The 18,166-nt window shown below is 59.4% G+C and carries 17 protein-coding genes; 7 read left to right on the top strand and 10 right to left on the bottom strand.

Annotation, left to right across the window (positions count from 1 at the left end; genetic code table 11):
- Positions 1-63 precede the first annotated feature (63 nt).
- Entirely contained in the window at positions 64-1,683 is a 1,620-nt protein-coding gene (locus tag ACM6IN_RS11795) for a J domain-containing protein (protein WP_414916074.1), read from the top strand.
- Positions 1,680-2,678 carry a DUF3829 domain-containing protein gene (locus ACM6IN_RS11790; RefSeq protein ID WP_414916073.1) on the top strand — a complete coding sequence of 333 codons (999 nt, stop codon included), beginning with the start codon at positions 1,680-1,682 and terminating at the stop codon, positions 2,676-2,678. Before ACM6IN_RS11795 ends, ACM6IN_RS11790 begins: the two co-directional genes overlap by 4 nt.
- A 49-nt stretch (positions 2,679-2,727) precedes the next feature.
- Here the strand turns inward: ACM6IN_RS11790 and ACM6IN_RS11785 are convergent, their stop codons facing one another.
- A complete protein-coding gene (locus tag ACM6IN_RS11785) occupies positions 2,728-3,402 on the bottom strand; it encodes a DUF3313 domain-containing protein (protein WP_414916072.1) in 675 nt (224 codons plus the stop codon).
- 212 nt (positions 3,403-3,614) lie between these two features.
- Between ACM6IN_RS11785 and ACM6IN_RS11780 the strand changes: the two genes are divergently transcribed.
- Positions 3,615-5,975: a tetratricopeptide repeat protein gene (locus ACM6IN_RS11780; protein ID WP_414916071.1), complete on the top strand. Its 2,361-nt coding sequence runs from the start codon at positions 3,615-3,617 to the stop codon at positions 5,973-5,975.
- 344 nt (positions 5,976-6,319) lie between these two features.
- Here the strand turns inward: ACM6IN_RS11780 and ACM6IN_RS11775 are convergent, their stop codons facing one another.
- The 3 genes from ACM6IN_RS11775 to ACM6IN_RS11765 all read right to left on the bottom strand — a co-directional run bounded on the left by ACM6IN_RS11775 (position 6,320) and on the right by ACM6IN_RS11765 (position 9,664).
- Positions 6,320-7,294, bottom strand: a complete 975-nt coding sequence (locus ACM6IN_RS11775; RefSeq protein WP_123375399.1) for a hypothetical protein — start codon at positions 7,292-7,294, stop codon at positions 6,320-6,322.
- A gap of 220 nt (positions 7,295-7,514) precedes the next feature.
- Positions 7,515-7,994 carry a DUF934 domain-containing protein gene (locus tag ACM6IN_RS11770; RefSeq protein ID WP_414916070.1) on the bottom strand — a complete coding sequence of 160 codons (480 nt, stop codon included), beginning with the start codon at positions 7,992-7,994 and terminating at the stop codon, positions 7,515-7,517.
- The gene (locus tag ACM6IN_RS11765) at positions 7,991-9,664 is read right to left on the bottom strand and encodes a nitrite/sulfite reductase (protein ID WP_414916069.1); all 1,674 of its coding nucleotides are present in this window, start codon (positions 9,662-9,664) and stop codon (positions 7,991-7,993) included. The genes ACM6IN_RS11770 and ACM6IN_RS11765 overlap by 4 nt, the downstream gene beginning before the upstream one ends.
- 341 nt (positions 9,665-10,005) lie before the next feature.
- Between ACM6IN_RS11765 and ccoN the strand changes: the two genes are divergently transcribed.
- Positions 10,006-11,433, top strand: coding sequence for a cytochrome-c oxidase, cbb3-type subunit I (gene ccoN, locus ACM6IN_RS11760; protein WP_414916068.1), 1,428 nt, complete (start codon positions 10,006-10,008; stop codon positions 11,431-11,433).
- Between the two features lie 18 nt (positions 11,434-11,451).
- On the top strand, positions 11,452-11,670 hold the full coding sequence (locus ACM6IN_RS11755) for a hypothetical protein (protein ID WP_016983187.1): 219 nt from the start codon (positions 11,452-11,454) through the stop codon (positions 11,668-11,670).
- Positions 11,671-11,967: 297 nt separating this feature from the next.
- Here ACM6IN_RS11755 and ACM6IN_RS11750 read toward each other — a convergent pair whose 3' ends face one another.
- The gene (locus tag ACM6IN_RS11750) at positions 11,968-12,459 is read right to left on the bottom strand and encodes a hypothetical protein (protein WP_414916067.1); all 492 of its coding nucleotides are present in this window, start codon (positions 12,457-12,459) and stop codon (positions 11,968-11,970) included.
- 212 nt (positions 12,460-12,671) lie between these two features.
- Here ACM6IN_RS11750 and ACM6IN_RS11745 point away from each other — a divergent pair, with 212 nt between their 5' ends.
- Positions 12,672-13,364: an aspartate/glutamate racemase family protein gene (locus ACM6IN_RS11745; RefSeq protein ID WP_414916066.1), complete on the top strand. Its 693-nt coding sequence runs from the start codon at positions 12,672-12,674 to the stop codon at positions 13,362-13,364.
- Position 13,365: 1 nt separating this feature from the next.
- Here the strand turns inward: ACM6IN_RS11745 and ACM6IN_RS11740 are convergent, their stop codons facing one another.
- On the bottom strand, positions 13,366-13,884 hold the full coding sequence (locus ACM6IN_RS11740) for a GNAT family N-acetyltransferase (RefSeq protein ID WP_414916065.1): 519 nt from the start codon (positions 13,882-13,884) through the stop codon (positions 13,366-13,368).
- Positions 13,885-14,147: 263 nt separating this feature from the next.
- Here ACM6IN_RS11740 and ACM6IN_RS11735 point away from each other — a divergent pair, with 263 nt between their 5' ends.
- Entirely contained in the window at positions 14,148-14,816 is a 669-nt protein-coding gene (locus ACM6IN_RS11735) for a hypothetical protein (protein ID WP_414916064.1), read from the top strand.
- A gap of 118 nt (positions 14,817-14,934) precedes the next feature.
- Here the strand turns inward: ACM6IN_RS11735 and ACM6IN_RS11730 are convergent, their stop codons facing one another.
- The 4 genes from ACM6IN_RS11730 to ACM6IN_RS11715 all read right to left on the bottom strand — a co-directional run bounded on the left by ACM6IN_RS11730 (position 14,935) and on the right by ACM6IN_RS11715 (position 18,164).
- Positions 14,935-15,915, bottom strand: a complete 981-nt coding sequence (locus ACM6IN_RS11730) for a LysR family transcriptional regulator (RefSeq protein WP_414916063.1) — start codon at positions 15,913-15,915, stop codon at positions 14,935-14,937.
- A 187-nt stretch (positions 15,916-16,102) separates the two neighbouring features.
- Positions 16,103-17,050, bottom strand: coding sequence for a peptidylprolyl isomerase (locus tag ACM6IN_RS11725; protein WP_414916062.1), 948 nt, complete (start codon positions 17,048-17,050; stop codon positions 16,103-16,105).
- Positions 17,047-17,517 (bottom strand): YbjN domain-containing protein, encoded by a 471-nt coding sequence (locus ACM6IN_RS11720; RefSeq protein WP_007915489.1) that lies wholly within the window; start codon positions 17,515-17,517, stop codon positions 17,047-17,049. Before ACM6IN_RS11720 ends, ACM6IN_RS11725 begins: the two co-directional genes overlap by 4 nt.
- A gap of 17 nt (positions 17,518-17,534) precedes the next feature.
- Complete coding sequence (locus tag ACM6IN_RS11715) at positions 17,535-18,164, bottom strand: DNA repair protein (protein ID WP_212621929.1); 630 nt, start codon at positions 18,162-18,164, stop codon at positions 17,535-17,537.
- Between the last annotated feature and the right edge of the window lie 2 nt (positions 18,165-18,166).

The raw sequence follows: 18,166 nt of genomic DNA, 5'->3' as shown, positions 1-18,166 counted from the left end.
GTGCGCACAATCAAAGCGCCACCACTGGACCGCGTCGAAGGTTTTCATGGAGTTGTACACGCAATGAGTTGCTGGACCGTGCTTGGCCTTACCGCCGACGCCGATACGCGCAGTATCAAACGCCAATACGCCGCCCTGCTCAAACAGACCCGCCCGGACGAAGACGCCGAGGGCTTTCAGCGCCTGCGTGACGCCTATGAGCAAGCCCTGAATTACAAGGAATGGGCGCAGGTCCACGAAGACAACGAAGCGCTGGACGACAGCTGGGATTTGACCGGCCTGACCGTGGTCGAGGTCGATGCCTTGCAACAGGCGACGCGCTCGCTGCACGGCACCAGCCTTGCGCAGTTGCAACAGCGCCATGCCCTCGCCGTTGAGCAGGGTTGTGCGCATATTCTCGAAGAAACCCTGCTGCAGCATTGCATCGAGCATCCTGACACGTCGGCGCCGATGGTCGATTGGGCGGTGCAGACCTATCACTGGTTCAGTGCCTGGCAACGGCTGGAACTGGATGAAGAGTCGATCGAACTGTTGCTCGATCAGCAGCGTGATCGCATGACTCGACCGCTGCGTGATGCCCTCGAACGCGAAGACGGCGAAGCCTTTTTGCAGGCCTACGCACAGTGCGCGCAATACCTTTGGCTCGACGCTGAAGTGCACCGGCAGTGGTTCAACCTGTACCTGAGTCGATTGCTGCTGGACAGCGAATACTGGTCCTCCGCTATTTTCGAACAGGTGTGCGTTGGCCAGGGCTGGCACTCCGGCCCGGCCAATCTTTGCCCGAAAGATGAATGGAAGCGGCTGACCGCTCGCTACGAGGCACCGCGGTTTATCGCGCAGCAACGTCAACTCGCCGAAGAGCCGCCCGCCACCGCCGAACACCGCGCCGCCCGCCTGTTGCTCGGCAGCGGCCCGTTCAGCCAGCGGCGCGCACTGGCCCGGCGCCTGCGTGAGAAAGATTGGGAGCATTGCCGACATTTGAGTTCGGCGCTGTATGCCAATCATCCGAAGGTCTGCGCAGAGTTGCCCGGTGGCACCGCGTTCTTCTGGCGTGATTGGGAACTGAAACGCGGTGAATGGCCGACCTACGTTGGCGTGGTGCTGGCCTGTCTGATCGGTGCGTTTACTCATTTTATCCCGCTGGGGCTGCGCGTCACCGGTTTGTTCAATATTTTCATGGTGTCGATCGTGGTGTTTGGCGTAATTGCCGCCGGCCTCAATTGGCTGGCCCACGATCTGGCGCACCGTTATTGGCTGCTGGATGACTGGCTAAGCGAGCGGCTGTGTCCGGGGATCGTGGCGCCATTCGGGGTACTTCGCGACCTGATTCCCTGTGCGCTGATGGTCGCCGGACTCACTTGGCTATTCGGTCCTGTCGGCGGGGTGGTCTATGCAACGACGTTGGCGGTGGTCGGCCTGGTCCGGCGGCGTCAGATCGAACCGCACGTGTCCTGGGAGCAACGCAATCCACTGCTGAAGATTTGCCTGGCGGTACTCGGCGTTGTCGCCCTGGTGATCTTACTCGGCGTGCTCAATGTGATCGCCAGCAAAGACACGGTGACCCGCAATCAGGGACTGCAACCCTGGGCCGAGCGTTTGTGCAGTCGTCTGCCCGCCACGGCGACTGGCTGCGGTGCACCCGCTACCCGTGAGCAATGGTATGGCGCGGAGGCAAAACCATGAGTTCGAGAATGATGTTTGTCAGTGGTCTACTGATCGCACTGCTGGTGATGGGGTTGTCGGGGGCAACCACGCCGTTCCTGCAACTCGACCTGTGGCTGGACAATCGCGACGCGCCCGTCACTGCTCAGGCCAACGCGCTAAGCCCGATCATCACCTGCGTCAACCGTGTCGACGTGCATTGGCAGGTGGCTTACGAGCAATACAAACACCCGAAACCGCCAAAGGATTATTCCGCCGCCAATTGGGTGCCCGAGCCACGAGACTTCGAAGACAGCGATGCGCGCATCGTGCAGGACATCCAGAAGGATGTCTGTCTTTCCAACATGAACCTGAAGCTCGATCTTCTGGGCTATCAGCCGGGACTCTCGCAACGCGCCCGTGACTATGCGAAAGCGCTGCAGGGCGTGGCAACAGTATCGATGCCCTCACGATTCGATAGAAGTGCCAGCTTCGTTTCCGTGTTCCCGAATCCGTCAGGGGGCTACCGGGAGCGGTACCTGAGCGCCATCGCTGACTACCTCCAAACGTCGGCGGCCTTGAGAAAAGACCTTCTTGCGCTGGATATGGCCCAGCGCAGCGAACAACTGAAACGGCTGGATGCGCGCATGGGCAAGGAGATCCACTGGTCGCTGCTGGCCTACATGATTCAGGCCCGAAATACGCTGGAGCAGTTGGAAGACGGGATGAAGCACCAAACGCTGACACCGCAAACCGTGGCGGACACCACCGCCAGCCTGCAACAGGCATGGTCTCGCCGCGAGCCTTTCATGCGCACCGGCGAGCGCGGATTCCGCACCAAGGATGATGACGCAAAGGAACTGTGGGAATACATCAGCGAGCCCGCGCAGCATTACCTCGACGCGCTGAACACCCTGCACAAGGACTGGCAGGAACACGCCGAACCGCAACGTTTGAGCGACGACTACTACGCCGTCACCCGTGGTTACGACGCCCTGCTCAGCCACTACAACCGCCGGGCACGCGCCAACTTCTGAGGAGTTGCACCGGCCGGACCGTCCTCGTGGACAATCCGGCCGGGTGCACTTATTTGACAGCCTTGAGCTTCAGATACGACTGACGCATGTCCGCGGCCCAGCCATCGATCACCGGTTTGACGTCATTCGCCGTCATCGCCTGCGAGTCATTTTCCAACGGCTTGCCGGTGCCTTTGCGCACCACTTGCGCGACGACCTTGTTATTCGCGCCATCGAGGAACACCGCTTCGGTGGCCAGGGTAGTTTCCTGATCGCGAATACCGCTGGCGGTGCTGACCGCAGCGGCGACCAGAGCAATCGGAATCACCTCATAGGCGTGCAGGCCTTCAGTCTTGCTGCTCACGGCGGTGATCGCCGCACGCACCACAATCACGCCCGGGCCAGGACCGGTTGCCAACGGCAGGTCTTTGCCGATTTCACGCTTGAGTGCCTGATCGTAGTAGGAAGTGATGCCATTGAGGGTTTGCTGGGAGATCTTCGCGGTCGGTTGCGGTTTCGGGTACAGCTGGGTCGGCTCGATATACACACTGGTGAATTTCTTGATGTCGACCTTCGGATCGATCCAGCGCATGACCTCGGCACCGGACGGCGATTTGGCCTCCTTGAGCTGGCTGTAGTCTTTGAGGAAGCCGGAGTACTCTTTCGGGTCGACGGTTTTGCTGGAACAACCCACCACTGCGAGAGTGGCAAAACACAGAGTGCCCATCATCACTGCTAGCTTCATGCTGTAACTCCTGTCAGAAGGCCGAAAACTTTGCCTGGGGGAGTTACAGGTATAGCTAAAACCTCAGTAATTGCGATTGCAAAGCACAAAATTCACACAAACCTGCGCGACGGATCACAAGGGTCATTTGACAGACGCCGATGATCCGGCAAAGCTGCATCGAGCTTGAACGCACGCCAGACGGCAAATGCACCTGGACTACGGAAGTCGCAATGCCCAAGCATAAAAATAAAACAGCACAACCTGACCCTGATTCGACGCAACCTTCCATTTCAAAATACCTGTTCCCGATCACCATCGCTGTACTGCTCGCCGCCGTCGCGGGCATCGGCTGGTTTCTGTTCAGCCCTGCTCCGGCGCCGTTGAAACCCGCGCCGATCAGCGCCCCCGTCGCCCCGGCTGCCAAGCCACAACCAGTTGTGGCGAGCAAACCGGCAACCATGGTCGATGAACAACAATGCCAGGGCTGCCACAGCGAACAGGTCAAAGACTGGCAAGGTTCACATCACCAATTGGCGATGCAGCCGGCGAACGCTGAGACGATGCTCGGCGACTTCAACAACGTCACCTTCAAAGGCGAAAACGAGACCACGCGTTTCTCGCGCAAGGGCGATGAATTCTGGGTCAATACGCCCGGCATCGACGGCAAGAACGCCGACTTCAAAGTCGCCTACACCTTCGGCATCGCGCCGCTGCAGCAATACCTGATCGAAGTCGGCGAAGGTCGTTTGCAGGCGCTCGGCGTGGCCTGGGATACCGAGAAACATCGCTGGTTTCATCTCTATCCCGGCCAGGGCGTCAATTTCAAGAATCCGCTGCACTGGAGCAAGCCGAGCCAGAACGCCAACTTCATGTGCGTCGAGTGCCACACCACCGGCTTCAAGCGCAATTTTGATGCGGCCAGCAACACCTTCAACAGTCAGTGGAACAGCCTCGGTGTCGGTTGCCAGGCTTGCCACGGCCCGGCCTCGAATCACCTGGAGTGGACGCAGAAAAAAACCGACCTGATTCATCAGGGGTTTGACGTCGACCTCAAGGACAAGAACGCCACCGTCGAGATCGAAACCTGCGCCCGCTGCCATGCACGTCGAGCGCCGTTGGGCGATGGCTACACCGTCGGCAAGCGGCTGATGGACGACTACCTGCCGAGCACCCTCACCCGCGAACTGTATGCGCTGGACGGCAAGATCAAGGATGAGGTGTTCGAACATGGCTCGTTCCTGCAAAGCAAAATGTTCGACAAGGGTGTGCGTTGCAGCAACTGCCACAACCCGCACAGCAACGAGCTGAAGGCACCGGGCAACGCGGTGTGCCTGCAATGCCATAACACCGCTGGCAAGACTTCAATCGAAGGTGTCGACGGCAAAGGCCTGCAAGCGAAGAACTACGATTCCATCGAGCATACGCGCCACACCATGGGCCAGCCCGGTTCGCAGTGCGTCGATTGTCACATGCCCGGCAAGTTCTACATGGGCAATGACTTCAGGCATGACCACAGCTTCAGCATTCCCAACCCGGAACGGGCGCAGAAGCTCGGCACACCGGACGCCTGCCTGACCTGCCATCAAGGCAAGACTGGCGACAAGGTCACCGCTCAGTTCAAGTTGTGGAGCGCCTCTACCGCGCCGCTGGCACCGCGTTATGACGAAAGCCTGTGGTTGATCCGCAACGGCCAGCCGGGCGCCGCGGATGCGCTATATGAGCAGTTGCAGCGCAGCAATTTGCCAGCGATTCAACGGGCGACGTTGCTCGCTGAATTGCCGCTGTACCCGAGCGAACAGGCACTGAAACTGGCCACCCAGGACTTGAAGAATCCGGCGCCGCAAGTACGTGAAAGCGCTGCGCGAGCGATCAGTGCATTCCTGCCGCCAGCGGAGCGTGCGCCATTGTTGTCGCCGCTACTGGGTGATCCAGTGAAAGCCGTGCGCATTGTGGCTGCGCGGGATCTGTTGAGTGTTGCGCGCAACAATGGTCTTGGCGCTGCGCAAGCCAATTGGGAGGCTGCGATTGCCGAGTACGAAGCAGTGCAGAAAAGCCTGCTGGAACGTGCCGAGGCCAATCTGAATCTGGCGATGCTGTATCAGGCCAATGGCCGTGGTTCGCAAGTCGAAGGTCTGCTGCGCTCGGCACTCAAGCGCGACCCGGATTTCTATCCGGCGTTGGTGACGCTGGTGCAATGGCTGGAGGCCAATGGCCGTGGCCAGGAGGCGCAGACGCTGTTGGATGACAGCCTCAAGCAGCATCCGGACGCCGCACTGTTGCAGCACACCCGTGGCTTGTCGCTGATCCGCGCCGGCAAGACCACCGAAGCCATGTCACCGCTGAAAAAAGCTGCGCAACTGGAGCCGCAGAACGCGCAGTACGGTTATGTGCTGGCGGTGGCGCTGCATGAAAGCGGCAAGGTCGATGAGGCGTGCGCGGTGCTGGAAGGTTTGCTCAAGGTACAACCGGCGAACCGCAACGCGCGGTTGTCGCTGATTCAGTGGTATCTCGACAGCGGGCAGGAGCCAAAGGCGCAGGTGCTGTTGCAGGGGTGGAAGAGGATGAATATGGGGGATCCGGCGCTTAAGTGATTGGCTGGAGATTGGCTTCCCTCACCCTAGCCCTCTCCCAGAGGGAGAGGGGACCGACCGGGGGAGATTCAAGAGATACACCGACGTGACCGATTCGCTTTGAATCCATAATCGACTCGGTCTGTCACGTCGGTATCGCTCGCCAGACAACTCGGTCAGTCCCCCTCCCTCTGGGAAAGGGGACCGAATGGGGGATATTCAAGAGATACACCGACGTGAGCGATTGGCGTTGAATCCATAATCGACTCGGTTTTTCACGTCGGTGTCACTCGCCAGACAACTCGGTCAGTCCCCTCTCCCTCTGGGAGAGGGTTAGGGTGAGGGGCTTTTCAAGGTTCAACCGTTTACCAGGATGAAGTCTCACCACTGCGCAACGCCATCTCGCGCCGGCTGTTGATGTGCATCGCCTTGATCAACGACACCGTGCCCACCAACAAAATCGCCGCGCCCAACAGGAAATCAATGTTGTACAGCTGAAAATCCTGCACCGGCCCGATCAGCAGCACCCGCACGATCGCAGCGCCCAACAGCGTGGCGAGGAAGTCGATCCCCGGCTCGTTACGGTAGAACACCAGCAGCAACGGCAGGCACAACACCAACAGCAGCAACAACACGACAACCTTGAACGAACCTTTGCGCTCGACGCTGAACGCACACTCGTGCGGGCCGTAAGCCTTGTAATCGTCGTCGCGGATCATCGAGTTGTTCTCGTTGATGTAGTCGACGCGGTTGTATTTCTGAATCGGTGTGAAGGTATTGGACATCTCCATCAGCGTGGTGATGTTCTTGAAGCGCAGGTCGATGCGTTCGCTGCCCTTGAGGTAATAAAGCACCGGTTTATAGCCGTAGCGATAAGTGTCGAAGGGGAATTCAGTGACCTGACCCTGCACACCGATCGGCCGTGGTTCAAGTTCGGCGTAGGCGCTTTTGTTGGTGGCCGACAGGTTGCGGCTCAGCGGCTGCACCTTGACCTGTTCAAGGAAGATCGGCGTGACGCCATAGGACCACTGCAAGGGTTCCAGACGCAGACGCAGTTCGTTGCGGCTGAGGTCGTAACGGTTGAAGGTGCGTTCCGAAACCACCAGGGAGCCACTGAGCATGAACTCGCCGCGCAGGTTGTTGGTGACGCGCAAGGTCAGTTGGTCCTTGCCCAGCAACGCCGCTTCGGTGGACGGTGGCGTGCCGCACCACGCGGTGCTTTCGCCGACGCCGCCGAGCTGGCCGCTGCGGTTTTCCTTGAATACGTAAAAGTAACTGGCCCACAGCGTCACCATCAAAAGCAACGCTGTGAGGCCGAGGATTTTTTTGCCCGGACTCACTGATCAGACTCCCTTCTTCGGTTCCATCGTCCAGCCGAAAACCCGCTGGCGACGGCGACTCTACCAAAAGGCCACCATCGACCCAAGGAAAAATGCCCAACGAGTGAGGGTTGTAGGGGTTTCCCCGGTGGCAGAAGCAAGATCAAAAGATCGCAGCCTTCGGCAGCTCCTACAGTGACCTCATGTAGGAGCTGCCGAAGGCTGCGATCTTTTTTAACCGTCAACGCCGACGAAAGAGCGGACGCGGTTCGATGACTGAGCGCCCATACAACACGCTCATGCCAACCAATCCTTTCAGCGCATCCTCAGCCGATTTGTCCTGACGCACCGCAAAACTGTCAAAACCACACTGGCGCATATGGCTGAGCTGATCACGCAACACATCGCCAATCGCGCGCAACTCCCCTGCCCAACCGAACCGGCTGCGCAGCAGATACGCCTGACTGTAAGCACGGCCATCGTGAAAGCTCGGGAAATCCAGCGCAATCAGTGGCAACGAGGCCAACCACGGCACCAGGCTTTCAACCTCATCGTCCGGGCCCAGCCACACCGCGTGGGTCGACGGCGACTCCAGCCAGTGCGCCAGCGGCAACATCAGCAAACCTGCCGGCCTTGGCGTCGATGGCTCACGCACCAGCGTCCATGGGTCATCCGTAACTATTCGCGCCACGCCCTGCTCCAGCCGCAACAGATTGTTCATACCGCGGCCTCCAGCGTTTTCGGATAGACCCGCTCCTTGAACGGCTCCAGGCCAATCCTTGCCACGGTGTCGACAAACAATTCCTCGTGCTCGCGATAGCGCACAAAGGTGCCAATGATCCGCTCGATCACCTGCGGCACTTCAGCGGCGCTGAACGACGGGCCGATGACTTTGCCCAATGCGCTGTTTTTGCCTTGCGCGCCGCCGAGGGTGATCTGATACCACTCGCTGCCGTTCTTATCGACGCCGAGGATGCCGATATTGCCGATGTGGTGATGGCCGCAGGCATTCATGCAGCCGGAGATGTTCAAGCTGATATTGCCCAAATCGTGCAGGTAATCGAGGTTGTCGAAGCGTGCCTGAATCGCCTGGGCAATCGGGATTGATTTGGCGTTGGCCAAGGCACAGAAATCGCCGCCGGGGCAGGCAATAATGTCGGTCAGCAGGCCGACGTTGGCGCTGCCCAGATCGTGTTTGCACGCCAGTTGCCAAAGCGCATAGAGATCGGTTTTCGGTACATCGGGCAGGACGATGTTCTGCTCGTGGGCAATACGAATCTCGCCGAAACCGAAACGCTGCGACCAGTCAGCGACTGCGAGCATCTGCACGCCGGTGACATCCCCCGGCGGCGAGGCCATGCCCGGTTTGGTCGACAGCACGACGCTGGTGTAACCCGGCACTTTGTGCGGCTGCACATTGCGCGCGACCCAACGAGCGAACGCCGGGCTTTCGGCCAGGCGCGTGCCGAAGTCCAGATCGGTGTCGGCCAAGGTGTGATAAACCGGCGGCACGAAGGCGCTGGCGACCCGTTGGTATTCGGCCTCGGTCAGTTGCGCCGGGCCGTCCTTGAGGTGTTGCCATTCCTCTTCGACTTCCTTGGCGAACGCCTCGATGCCCAGCGCCTTGACCAGAATCTTGATCCGCGCCTTGTACTTGTTGTCGCGCCGGCCGTGGCGGTTGTACACCCGCAGCACCGCTTCGACGTACGAGAGCAAATGCTGCCACGGCAAGCCTTCGCGGATCTGCAAACCGAGAATCGGCGTGCGGCCCAGGCCACCGCCGACGATCACTCGCAGGAGCATCTGCCCGTCGCGACCGGGGTAAAGGTACAGACCGATGTCGTGCATCATGATTGCGGCGCGATCCTGTTTGGCCGAGCAGATGGCGATCTTGAATTTGCGCGGCAGAAACAGGAATTCCGGGTTGATCGTCGACCACTGCCGCAGGATCTCGGCCAACGGGCGCGGGTCGATCAGTTCGTCAGCCGCGACCCCGGCGAAAGCCTCGGTGGTGATGTTGCGCACGCAGTTGCCGGACGTCTGGATCGCATGCATGTTGACCTGCGCCAGACGTTCGAGAATATCCGGCACGTCGCTCAGTTCGATCCAGTTGAACTGCATGTTCTGCCGCGTGGTGAAGTGGCCGTAACCGCGATCGTAGTCGCTGGCGATGCTCGCCAGCGTGCGCATCTGCTCGGCGCTCAACGTGCCGTAGGGAATCGCCACGCGCAGCATGTAGGCGTGCTTTTGCATGTACAGGCCGTTTTGCAGGCGCAGCGGCAAAAACTCCTCTTCGCTCAGTTCCCCGGCCATGAAGCGCTCGACCTGATCGCGAAACTGCGCAACACGCTCGAACACCAGCGCCCGGTCGTAATCATCGTATTGATACATGCAACTGCCACCTCATCAGTTATTCCTGTGGGAGCGAGCCTGCTCGCGAATGCGGTGTGTCAGGCAACTGCATTGTTGGCTGACACACCGCATTCGCGAGCAGGCTCGCTCCCACAGTTTTCTTCAGAGCACTATGACGAAGCAGCGCAGCACGTTACAGATTCACCTGAAGCGATAAAAACCATATCAGGGCGCGGCAGAACGCCGCAGTCAGCCCTTCAATCTGATCCGCACAAATCAAAGATTCCTGAGCCTGTTTTGTTTCTGGCGGGGTTTCTACAGTGCAGCTCATGCCAGACCGGGTGGCCTGGCAAGACTTTGCAACCGTGGATGAACTGACCATGAGCACAGCAACAATCGGACAGGCTTATAACTACAAGGTCGTCCGCCAATTCGTCATTGCCACAATTTTCTGGGGTGTGGTGGGCATGGCGATGGGGGTTTTGATCGCCTCGCAACTGGTGTGGCCAGAGATGAATCTGGATCTGCCGTGGACCACCTTCGGCCGCTTGCGCCCACTGCACACCAGCCTGGTGATTTTTGGTTTCGCCGGCAGCGCGCAATTTGCCGCCAGTTACTACGCAGTGCAACGTACCTGCCAGGTGCGGCTGTACTCGGACACCCTTGCCGCGTTCACTTTCTGGGGCTGGCAATCGGTGATCGTGATCATGCTGATCACCCTGCCAATGGGCTACACCACCACCAAGGAATACGCCGAGATCGAATTCTCCGGCGCGGTGTGGATGGCCGTGGTCTGGGTCGCCTACGCCATCGTTTTCTTCACCACCGTGGTACAGCGCAAGACCAAACACATCTACGTCGGTAACTGGTTTTTCGGCGCGTTCATCCTGGTGATCGCCATGCTCCATGTGGTCAATCACCTGTCGATTCCGGTGGACTGGTTCAAGTCCTATCCGGTGTACTCCGGCGCCACCGACGCCATGGTGCAGTGGTGGTACGGGCACAACGCGGTGGGCTTCTTCCTGACCACCGGGTTCCTCGGGATGATGTATTACTTTGTGCCGAAACAGGTCAATCGGCCGGTGTATTCGTATCGTTTGTCGATCGTGCATTTCTGGGCGCTGATCACCCTGTACATCTGGGCCGGCCCGCACCATTTGCATTACACCGCACTGCCGGACTGGGCGCAGTCGCTGGGCATGGCCATGTCACTGATCCTGCTCGCGCCGAGCTGGGGCGGGATGATCAACGGCATGATGACCTTGTCCGGCGCCTGGCATAAGTTGCGCACCGACCCGATCCTGCGCTTTCTCGTGCTGTCGCTGGCGTTCTACGGCATGTCGACGTTCGAGGGGCCAATGATGGCGATCAAAACCGTCAACGCCCTCTCCCACTACACCGACTGGACCATCGGCCACGTGCACGCCGGCGCCTTGGGCTGGGTGGCGATGATCACCTTCGGCGCGACCTATCACATGGTGCCGAAAGTGTTTGGCCGCGAGCAGATGTACAGCACGCCGCTGATCAACCTGCACTTCTGGCTGGCGACCATCGGCACGGTTTTGTACATCGCCTCAATGTGGGTCAACGGCATCACCCAAGGCCTGATGTGGCGGGCGATCAACGAGGACGGCACGCTGACCTATTCGTTTGTCGAGGCGCTGCAGGCCAGTCATCCGGGATTCATCGTGCGCTTTGCCGGCGGGGTGTTCTTCCTCACCGGGATGTTGCTGATGGCTTACAACGTGTGGCGCACGGTGCGGGTTGCCGACGTTGCACTGGCGCGCAGTGAAGCGCAGATCGCCTGAGGCAGGGAGCCGCTCGTGATGGAGATTTTCTTTGATGTGTTGGGCGTGGTGTTTCTGTGGCTGGCGGTGGAGTACTGCTTGCGGCGGGAGACAGCGGACAGTCTGGATGAGGCGAGCATGGTGCCGTTTGCCGATGATCCGGAGGTGGCTCGGCGGGTTGAGCTGGCTACCGGAAAAACCGTGAAAGCGGTGGCGCCGGAGGTGGCTAAACCGGGGTGGGTCAATCTCGATATGTGAGGGTGTCAGGTGGGCTGCCCTCACCCTAACCCTCTCCCAGAGGGAGAGGGAACTGACCGCGTTGTTTGTTCGGGTTACGCCGACTTGAAATATCTAAGGTGAATGCAATCTCAAAAACAACGAAGATCGGCTCTCTCTCCCCCCTGGGGGAGAGGGAACTGACCGAGTTGTTTGTTCGGGTTACGCCGACCTGAAATATCTCGGGTGAATGCAATCTCAAAAACAATGAAGATCGGCTCCCTTTCCCCCTCGCCCCCTTGGGGGAGAGGGCTGGGGTGAGGGGGTAAGCTCTTGATCTTAAACGCGATCGCGAGGAATCAGACTCTGCAACTGCTGGGCAAGGAAATTGGCGTCGAAGGCAAACGTATCCGGATCCTTCAAACCATTGGTCTTGCGCCATTGCCACGTGCCGTCCGGCAATCCGACCAGCGAAATGCTGCCATAACGCGCCGCCGTCAGCCCCATCACCGCGAGCGAAATCTGACCCGCGCTGCCCATTACATCCGGCACGAACTCCACCGGTTTGCCGGCAATCACAATGCTCAGCTTCTCCGTCTTGAAAGTGGACGTCTCTACCGGGTTACTCGGCCCGAACGCGACATAGGCCTCGCGACTCACCTCCAGTAGATTCGGCGCCTGCACCGGCTCCAGCCATTGCTGAATTTCGCTGAACAGCGCAGTAATCCGTGTAGCCCAAGCAGCCGATTGCGTCTCGAACAGTTGCTTCTTGTGCGCTTCGCTCTCGGCGTAATGACGAAGCATCTCGCCCAGTTGTTGTACGTCGTCCATAGCGGTGTTCCTCGGAAAGGAGCTGCAAAGGTCGATAGTGGCAGATACCAGCCCCGGCGTACGTTTAACCTGCACCAGGCCCGATGAAGCACCATGACACCTGCGTGAAAGATCAGCGGTACAGTCACTTGCTGCTGGCATCGAAGCATGAAGAAAAGGAAACTCGGCGCAGACCTGAACGCTCGACACTGTCATTTGCCTGAGGACATCAAATGCGCACCATCGGCCTGATCGGCGGCATGAGCTGGGAATCCAGCGCCGAATACTATCGACTCATCAATCAGCAAGTCCGTGACCGTCTCGGCCCGTTGCGCTCGGCGCAATTGCTGATGCACAGCGTCGATTTCGGCCCTGTCGAACAGGCCCAGCACGCCGGGCGCTGGGACGATGCGGCGGCGATTCTGGTCGATGCTGCGCGCAGGCTCGAAGCCGGCGGCGCCGAATGCGTGGTGCTGTGTACCAACACCATGCACAAGGTCGCCGAACAGATTCAGGCAGCGATCAGCATTCCATTTCTGCACATTGCCGAACCGGCCGCGCAGGCGGCTCTGGACATCGATGCGCGCACGGTCGGCCTGCTCGGCACGGCATTTACCATGGAGCAGGATTTTCTCAAGCAACGTTTGATTGCCCAGGGTTTGACGGTATTGGTGCCGGACGAAGCCGAGCGCAAGGACGTGCACCGGATCATCTACGACGAACTCTGCGTCGGCGTGATCAGCGATCAGTCTCGGCAAATCTATCAACGAGTGATCGAATCCCTCTCCGCGCGTGGCGCGCAGGCAATCATCCTCGGTTGCACGGAAATCGGCCTGTTGATCAAACCCGAACACAGCGCCCTGCCCCTGCTCGACACCACCGAACTGCATGCACAGTCGGCGGTGGCGTTTGCGCTGGGCGACTGAGTCAGGTTTTCGGGCGATTGCGCAGGCGGGCCATGCTCAGGGTGTCGACCCATTGCCCGTCGCGCACGGCGTAATCGCGAAACAGGCCTTCGGTTTCGAAACCGAATTTGCGATAGAGCGCGATGGCTGCCTCGTTGTCGGCGTAAACCGAGAGTTCGACGCGGTGCAGATTCATCCAGTTGTCGGCGACGTCCAGCGCCGCCGCCAACAGCTTCGACCCCACGCCTTTGCCCTGCCACTCCACGACGACTGCCATACCGACACTGCCGGCATGGCTGCGACGAATCCGCGAATAGTTTTCCAGCCCCAGATGGCCAATGACCTGGCCCTGATGCAGCGCGACCAGCTTCAACACCCGTTCATTTTCCGCCAGCAACCGTTGGCGCCAGACGTCGATTGACTGAAACGGCATCTGCAACACCTGCCGGGTGACGGCCCGCTCGTTGTAAAGCGCCGTGACAGCCTCGAGGTGCGACTCGCTGAAGCGTTCAATATGAATGGCGGCGTTGTGGTCGGGCATGGCGGATCCTTCCTGGATCGATGTGTGGCCGATCACTCTAAATCGCACGCAACCCGTCTGGCGAGAGCGAAAATGGTGGGAGCGAATACACTTGCGAGAGCGATTTTTCAGTCGCCGGCTCATTAAATGACAAGAACACGTGACCGCCTCACTCCCTTACCATCCGTCTGATTTCGGTCCGAACCTGTCAGATCTGACAGGTGCGCAATTCCTTTTAAAGCGCTTTGATTGTTCCTGTCCAAACACAATGCAGGAGCTTCCCCATGACGACTTACAAACAGACTGAAACCTCAACCGACGCACTAACGAGCACGTCAACCGCGTTACAGGTGGACACGTCGTTGCTTTTATTAAACGGTGTGATGGTCAGAAGCACTTACTCCCGCAACTTCACGGGGGCTGATGCAATCGGAAACACTGCCGTAAGACAGGCAACTGGGGGTAAACCTCCTTACAGATATACGTCATCCGAGAGAGGCATCGCTGCTGTAGATCATGGAGGTAAAGTGGTCGGGATGGGCAATGGCACCACGACTATCATGATCACTGATCAAAGCAACGCACAGGTCAGCTATCCGGTGACCGTTTCAAACGTATACGATTTGCTTGTCGGTCATGCTGGAGCGCCTAACACGTATTCCAAGTATATGCAGCATCTTGACCGATACGACTATGTCTACATGACGCCGGAGATTCGTGATGTCCTGGATCGCTGCTACGCCCAGCCGTGGATCGAATACTTTCCATCCAGCGCGACCGCATGGACGGGTATAGCCAATGGCGACCTAGCGGAGGTTTACAGTGGTGAGGGCACCTTTGATTTTGTAGATCAAAACGTTCATAACTCGGGTTTGGTTTTCTCGCTCCATGGATACGACGTGGTCCAGGAAACAGGCTCTTGGGAAGTAGTGGAGCCACCTTCGGATAAATAACAATGTCCCGAGGTTCGGACGCCCTCGCTGGTAGGCCAGCGAGGGCGTCGGCCAGTCGCTATAAATGTCAGGTGTCAGACTGCAATCGCGCGCAAGCTCGCTCCCACAGGAAAATGCGTCAGGGCTGAAACCATTCCCGGCGTTCGTTGAAGGTGTGGTGAATGAGGTCGGTCAGGGTCAGCACTTCGGCCACATTCTGCGATTCAGTGTTTACGGCCAGCCATGCCTGCAACTGCATCGGCTCTTCGAACAACCCCGGCAGTGCGATCAGGCCCCGGTCAAAGCGGCTCATATACGCCGGCAACAAACCGATGCACGCGCTGCAGCGAATCATCTCCAGCATCAATTCATAGGACTGCATCTGCACCACCCCGGCCAGACGCTGTTCGACCAGGTCATTCCATGGGCGAAAGCTGTCGATCTGGCGGTCGTGTTGCCATTGCACCAGCATGAAGTCGGCTAGGTCGTCGGGGGTGTCCGGGCGGGCGGTGACGCGGGAGTAGCGTTTGGCGATGTGTGGCAGGTAGTCGAGGCGTGCCAGCGCTTGCGGTTCGCTGGTGGCGAAGGTCGGGCCCGGGTGTGGGGTTTCGCCGTGGGAGAGCCAGAGGACGACGTCGGCGCTGACGGCACGCAGCGACAATTCGCTGTCCAGCGCGATGATTTCCAGACGCACGCTGGCATTGCGGCGCAGCAGTGCGATGAGGTCGCGGCCGAGGATGTCGTGGAGGATCGATTCGGCGACGGCGAGGCGGATCAGTGGCTGTTCGATCACCGGCAGTTTGCGTTCGTTGGCCAGCGCTATCAGTTTGGCCTGCAGTTGCTGGCCTTCACGGGTGAGGCTCAGTGCGCTGCCCTGGAAGCTGAACAGCGTGTGTTGCAGTTCTTGTTCGAGCTGGGCCAGTTGTTTACGCAGCAAGGTCGAGCGCACGTTGAGGCTGCGCGCGGCTTGCATGAAGCAACCGCAGCGGGCGCTGACCAGGAAGTATTGGGCGACGTCAGCGTCGATGGTCGCGGCGTGGGCGAGCCACGGTTCGCTGTGGTCGTGTGGCCAGTGGTAATCGGTGGTGCCCGGTCGTCCTGCGGGTTCGGTGAATGACATCGATGACTCCCTGTCGATCTTTGTATTTTGGTGGCTTTCAGCACTTTTAAACTATTTCTGAACCCAGTGGAGATCCTGTGGGAGCTGGCTTGCCAGCGATGAGGCCGGCAGATCCAACATCATGGGTGACTGGTAAGCCGCCATCGCTGGCAAGCCAGCTCCCACAGGTCACTCAGTGAAGGTGAAATCAGTGTTTTTCCTCTAGGACTTTGTTGAGCTCGGCACCGTCGATGCTGAGCGTCGCGGTATTGAGCATGCCGTCGAGGTACGCTTGGGCAATCTGTTCCTGCCGCTGCGCACGCAAGGCCTGGGTCAGTTGATCGCGCAGTTCGTCGAGGGTCGCCAGCCGCGCCGGTTGTTGCTCGGTGAGTTTGATCACATGGAACCCGGCGGCGCTCTGGACGGGATCAGAGACTGCGCCCACCTTGAGCCGTGCCACGGCGCCTCGCACCTCCGGCACCAGTTGCTGCAACGGTTGCAGGCCACTATCACCGCCGCGTTCAGCGGTGACGCGATCCTGCGAATATTGAGTCGCCAGTGCGGCAAATTCCGCCGGTGCTGCCTGAGCTTTCTTGCTCACTTCAAGCGCCTGCTTGCGCACCGCTTCAAGATTCTGCGGATCATTGACGCCGAGAAAAATCTGACTGACCCGATACAACGCCGGCGTCTGCCAATTGGTTTTGCCGGCGTCATAAGCCTGCTGCAATTCGGCCGCACTCGGATAATCCGCCGGCACTTGACTGACCGAACGCAAGTAATCGCGGAAAACAATCTGCTCAGTCGCCGCACGAGTCTGCCGCGCAACCTCCGGACGCTGCGCCCAACCCTGCGCATCAGCCTGTTCCAGCACCGCTTTCTCGGCCAGCCGCGTGCGAATCCAGCGTTCCAGTGCCTCACGATTGCCGCGCAGTTGCTCGCGGGTTTCCGCTGGCACCGTCGCCAGCAACGTTTGAAGTTCCGCAGGGGTTACTTGCTGATTGCCCAAGCGCGCCACCGCCGGCCCCGTTGCAACCGCCGCCAGCGGCGACGATTGCTGGGCGGCGACCGGGTCACTGCCCGGCCGCACCACCAGCGCCACGGTCACCACCAATAGCGCCACTGCCGCAGCGCTGATCACCATGGCAGGCTTTTTCACAGCGCGACTTCCTCTTGCTCAGCGATGGCGACTTTGGCGGTCTGCGCGCTGCCGTTCTGGGTGAAGTCACGCAGATAAACAATAAACTCTTGCAGCAAGCGATCCCACAATTCCAGGTTGCCACGCAGGTGATCATTGCTCACGCCCGCCGCCACCACCACGTCCATTTCCATCACCAGAAACTCGCCCTGCAACGACAACCGCGCAAACCGGCGGCTGGCGTTCCACTGCTCGGCCACACCCTGTGGCAACTCACCCTGCACGCGCAGCGCACAGCTGAACGTGAAGTCGACGTAACTGCCCTGCTCCACCGCAGGGTTGCCGAAACGCACGGCATAGCCAATGCCCTGACTGGCGCTGAGCAACTGGACGATGCCGTTCTGTTCAGTCTGGTTGACGCGATAACCGGCGGCTTGCAGGACGTCGGTCAGGGATTGTGGGGAAACATGGCTGATCAATTGAGTCATTACTTCTTCCTTGTTTATCAGTGCGAGAGCGCGGCTTGCGGCGCGTCGAATTGAGTCTTGTAGAGCTCGTCACCGAACCCCTGCGCCAGTTCATCGAACTTGACCCGGGCGCTGCCCGCGAAGGGCTGGCGGATCTTCATCACCTCGGCCACGTCGATGTTTTCGTAGGCAGTGAGGATCTGTTTGGCGACGCCGTACATCTGCTGATTCTTGACTGAACATTGCTGCACTTGTGTGTCACGTTCAGCCAATTGCGCTTGAAGCTTAGACCGTTCTGCCTCTTTGGCACGGGCCATGACCAGCAACTCGTCATAGGCCTTTTTGAACTTGCCGGTCTGCTCGGCGCTGGCCGCCACTTGTGCCTGCGCCTGGCTGTGCAGGCTCTGCTGCTGCCCGGCCAGTTGCTCAGCGACGCCTTTGGCCTTGGCCAGTTCAGCGCTCAATTGCTTGATTTGCGCCTGCGCAGCCTTGGCTTCGTTTTGCGCCGCCAGTTGCGCGGCGCTGGCCTGGGCCTGCTGACTTTGCAGGGCCTGCAACTGTTGCGTGGTGCTGCGCAATTGCGTGCGCAGGCGTTCTTCCATGCCTTCGGCACTGGCCCCAGTGGCGATCAACAGCCCGAGCCCGAGCAACACAAATCGCGTTTTCATAA

This window comes from Pseudomonas sp. IT-P395, from assembly GCF_949767675.1.
Classification (GTDB): domain Bacteria; phylum Pseudomonadota; class Gammaproteobacteria; order Pseudomonadales; family Pseudomonadaceae; genus Aquipseudomonas.
The sequence above is the reverse complement of the archived record's forward strand: the minus strand, read 5'-3'. Positions and strand labels throughout refer to the sequence as shown.